The 3473-nt window shown below is 73.8% G+C and carries 3 protein-coding genes; all 3 read left to right on the top strand.

Annotated features, from left to right (window positions below; genetic code table 11):
• A partial coding sequence (locus tag ACFWGD_RS13045) for a hemerythrin domain-containing protein (protein WP_377779115.1) occupies positions 1–848 on the top strand: 848 nt, incomplete at its 5' end.
• Between the two features lie 248 nt (positions 849–1096).
• Positions 1097–3055 carry an FAD/NAD(P)-binding protein gene (locus ACFWGD_RS13040; protein WP_377779114.1) on the top strand — a complete coding sequence of 653 codons (1959 nt, stop codon included), beginning with the start codon at positions 1097–1099 and terminating at the stop codon, positions 3053–3055.
• A partial coding sequence (locus ACFWGD_RS13035; RefSeq protein WP_377779113.1) for a lyase family protein occupies positions 3052–3473 on the top strand: 422 nt, incomplete at its 3' end. The genes ACFWGD_RS13040 and ACFWGD_RS13035, both read left to right, overlap by 4 nt.

The following is a 3473-nucleotide window of genomic DNA, read 5'->3' as shown; positions in this document are numbered from 1 at the left end:
GCCCCGCTCCGGCCGGCGGCGGACAGGCTCCGCAGCCCGGGCAGCCCGGGCAGCCCGGGCAGCCCGGACAGCCCGGACAGGCGCCCGCGGCGTCGATGCACGCGGTGGTGGAAGCGGTGGACCGGATCCAGCGCTACGACGTCGTGGCGGCGGTGGCCGAGGCGGCGTCGGCCGGCCTCAACCCCGGCGCCCGCATGTACCAGGAGTTCCTCTCGGCCCACGACATACTGCGCCGGGGCACGGAGCTGGTCGCCGGCTCCTTCCAGTGCCTGACCGACGGCGCGGCCGTCGACATCCCCACCCTGGTGTGGACGGCCGGCTGGCTGGTGGAGCTGACCCACCACCACCACATCAGCGAGGACGACCTGTTCTGGCCGGTGCTGCGCGAGCTCTACCCGCAGGCGGGTGCGCACTTCGACACCCTCAAGGACGAGCACGCGGAACTGAACGCGGAACTGGACGCCCTGCAGGCGGCCGTGGACGAGCTTGCCGCGCTGGGCCCGCTCGCCACCCTCGCCTCCGCGGGCCGGCCGGCCCGCGAGGGCGCGGCGGCCGCGCGCCGCGTGCAGAAGGTGCTCGCCGCCCACCTCGACACCGAGGAGCCGGTCGTACGGGACCTGTTCCCGGGGGTCAGCGGCAGCGAGATCGACCGGCTGCGCAAGGCCATCCTCGCGGGCGGCCCGCAGGGCGGCGGGCACATGGTCTTCGGGCTGCTGGAGGACCCGGTCCTGGCGCGCGGCTACGACCTGCTGGTGGAGAACTTCCCGCCGGCCGTCCACGAGGCCAGGCCCCAGCTCATCGGGCAGTACCGGCAGGTGGTGCGGGACCTGGGCCTGGGTCCCCGCTGACCCCCGCCCGGCCGGAGCCCGGCACCGAAGCCCCCCCAGGCCGCCGACCTGGGGGGCGTCGTTCGGCAGTCGGTCTTCTCCGGCATGCCTCCTGAGCCGCTCTTGAGCGCCTCCTGAGCGCCTCTAGCAGTGTGATCCAGCCTGGGTTTCGGAACGGAACGGCTCTGACCGGGCCGTCGTGGGGCACTGCCCCGAGCTCCGACCGACGTGGATGGCACACCGGATACACGGACCAGTGGAGAGTGACCATGACCAGCCGGCAGCTCGACGTCTGCCTCATCGGCGCCGGACCCCGCGGGCTCTCCGTTCTCGAACGGATCTGCGCGCAGGCCGCCGAAGGGGGTGAGGAACCCATCACCGTCCACGTGGTCGACCGCTGCCCACCGGGCCCGGGGCAGGTGTGGCGCACGGACCAGTCGCAGCACCTGCTGATGAACACGGTGGCCAGCCAGGTCACGCTGTTCACCGACGAGAGCGTGACGCTGAAGGGACCGCTGTCCCCCGGCCCCAGCCTCTACGAATGGGCGCGCTTCCTGACGCTCATGGGTCCGGTCGACGACTGGAACCACCCCGAGTCGGTGATGGCCGAGGCCCGCGCCCTGGGCCCCGACTCGTACCCGACCCGCGCCTTCTACGGCCACTACCTGGAATGGGTGTTCAGACGGGTCGTCAAGACCGCCCCGGACCGGGTCCGCACCGTCGTCCACGGCTCCGGCGCGGTGGCTCTGGACGACGACCCGCGCACGGGCACGCAGAGCGTACGGCTCGCCGACGGCACCCGCCTCGACGGGCTGCACGCCGTCGTGCTCGCCCAGGGGCACGTGCCCGTACGGGAGTCCAGGAGCCAGCGCGAGCGCGCCGGCTTCGCCCGCCGCAACGGACTGCACTACGTCACCCCCGTGAACCCGGCGGAGGCGGACCTCTCGGCGGTGCGCCCCGGGGAGACGGTGGCGCTGCTGGGCCTGGGCCTCAACTTCTTCGACTACATGGCGCTGTTCACCCACGGCCGTGGCGGCCGCTTCGAGCGGCAGGGCGAGCGCCTGGTCTACCTGCCCTCGGGACGGGAGCCGAAGCTCGTCGCCGGGTCCCGGCGCGGCATGCCCTTCCACTCGCGCGGCGAGAACCAGAAGGGCGCGCACGGCCGCCACATGCCGCTCGTCCTGACCCCGGAGACGGTCCGCGCGCTGCAGAGCAGGTCCCGGCGTGAGGGCGGGCTGGACTTCCGCCGGGACCTGTGGCCGCTGATCGCCCGCGAGACCGAGACGGTGTACTACACCGCGCTGCTGGCCGCCGAGGGACGGCACACCGAGGCCGGGGCGCTGCGCACGGCCTATCTGGGAGCCTCCCCGGGCAGCTCGCGCGAGGAGGAGGTCCTCGACCGGTTCGGTATCGCCGCCGACCGGCGCTGGGACTGGGCCCGCATCGCCAAGCCGTACGAGGGGCAGGTGTTCAGCGAGCCCGGGGACTTCCGTGCCTGGCTCCTGGACCACCTGCGCGAGGACCTGGCCGCGGCCCGCGAGGGCAACGTGGACGGGCCGCTGAAGGCTGCCCTGGACGTGCTGCGGGACCTGCGCAACGAGGTCCGCCAGATCATCGACCACGGCGGGCTGAGCGGCGGCTCCTACGGGCGGGACCTGGACGGCTGGTACACCCCGCTCAACGCCTTCCTCTCCATCGGGCCGCCCGCGAGCCGGATCGAGGAGGCCATCGCGCTGATCGAGGCGGGCGTCCTGGAGGTGCTCGGTCCGGAGACCCGGCTGCGGCGCCTCAACGACGCCGAGGGTGCCTTCACGGTGGAGTCCGCCCTCGTGCCCGGCTCCCTGGTCCGGGCGGACACGCTCATCGAGGCGCGCCTGCCGGAGATCGACCTGCGCTCCACCTCCGACCCGCTGCTGCTCCACCTGCTCGGCACCGGCCAGTGCCGCACGTACAGGATCCCCGGACCCGGCGACGAGGTGCACGAGACGGGCGGGCTGGACGTGACCCGTGCGCCGTTCCACGTGGTGGACGCGGCGGGCCGGCCGCATCCGGCGCGCTACGCGTACGGGGTGCCGACCGAGTGGGTGCACTGGGTCACCGCGGCGGGCATCCGCCCCGGCGTGGACTCCGTGACCCTCCAGGACTCGGACGCCATAGCCGACGCGGTCCTGGGCCTGCTCCAGGACAGCGAGAGCGTCCTCGCCCCGGTCGGGGAGCTGGCCAGGTGACACTGCCGCCCGGCATCGACTCCGGTCTGCTGAGCCCCGTACGCGCGGGAACGGCGGCGGAGGCGGCGACTTCCGACGAGGCCTGGCTGCAGGCGATGCTCGACGCCGAGGCCGCCCTGGTGCGGTCCCAGGCCGATCTGGGGACCGTGCCCAAGGAGGCGGCCCGCGTCATCTCCGAGCTGGCCGTACGGGAGCACCTGGACCTGGTCGCCGTCGCGCGCGGCAGCCGGGAGACGGCCAACCCGGTGGTGGGGCTGGTGCGGGAGTTCACGGCCGTGGTGGCCGCGCACTCCCCCGAGGCGGCCGAGTTCGTGCACCGCGGTTCCACCAGCCAGGACATCTTCGACACCGCGCTGATGCTGGTGTCCGCCCGGGTCGTGGACCTGATCACGGCCGATCTGGACGCGGTGGCGGGCGC

The sequence above is a fragment of the Corynebacterium sp. NPDC060344 genome (genome assembly GCF_042725215.1).
In the GTDB taxonomy this organism is placed as follows: domain Bacteria; phylum Actinomycetota; class Actinomycetes; order Mycobacteriales; family Mycobacteriaceae; genus Corynebacterium.
Note: the sequence above shows the minus strand (reverse complement) of the source record. Positions and strands in the feature narration are given on the sequence as shown.